The organism is Vibrio sp. 811 (assembly GCF_033339195.1).
Genome location: NZ_JAWOUB010000348.1, coordinates 1 through 741 on the forward strand (window position 1 = coordinate 1; position 741 = coordinate 741).

1 protein-coding gene is annotated in these 741 nt (G+C 41.6%); it reads left to right on the forward strand.

Annotation, left to right across the window (positions count from 1 at the left end; translation table 11 throughout):
• The first annotated feature begins 147 nt into the window (after positions 1-147).
• A complete protein-coding gene (locus tag R7Q46_RS26800) occupies positions 148-627 on the forward strand; it encodes a DUF2780 domain-containing protein (protein ID WP_017449005.1) in 480 nt (159 codons plus the stop codon).
• The last annotated feature ends 114 nt before the right edge of the window (positions 628-741 follow it).

Sequence of the window (741 nt, forward strand, 5' to 3'; positions counted from 1 at the left end):
ATTCTATAATTGAGACTTTTCTCAATGACCTACATAACGCGGCGCATTAGCGCCGCTTTTTTTATAAAATAATAGAAGTTATCAGTCAGATGACCTAAAAAAATAAATACAACAAATAAGTTAAAACGCTCAACCGTCGGAGGTACTATGCGTAAAACTCTCCTAACTTTAGCTCTCCTATCAGTGAATATTGGCAGCGCACATGCGTTTTTGGACACTGTCGTAGATAAGAGCAGCAAAAATGGTCTTATGGATATGGTAAGCCAAGGCCTAAATGCAGAATCTTCACCTCTTACTGAGCTACTAACGAGTCAGCTACCAGTTTCAACAGAACAAGCTGCAGGTGGCAGCAGTGCCCTAATTGCACTTGCTCAAAGCCAACTGTCTCAACAAAACAGCACGGAATTGCAGTCATTGATCCCTGGATTATCCAACTTGAAAGGTGCACAAAGCCTGTTAGGTAACATCGAAAGCTTGAGTGCCGTACAAAGCGCATTTAATGCACTAGGACTAGACCCATCGATGATCAGCCAATTTGCACCAGTGATTTTAGGTTACCTAAATGAGCAAGGAGCAAGTGAGGGATTATTGAAGTCTTTAAGCGGTCTATGGACGAGCGGTAAGTAAATTCGCTTTAAGCGAAATCCCCACCGAAATAGAAGTAAAAAGAATGGGAGCATACAAACAGTAGGCTCCCATTTATGAGCAAATTACAGATACAAAAAAGCCGAGCTAATGCTC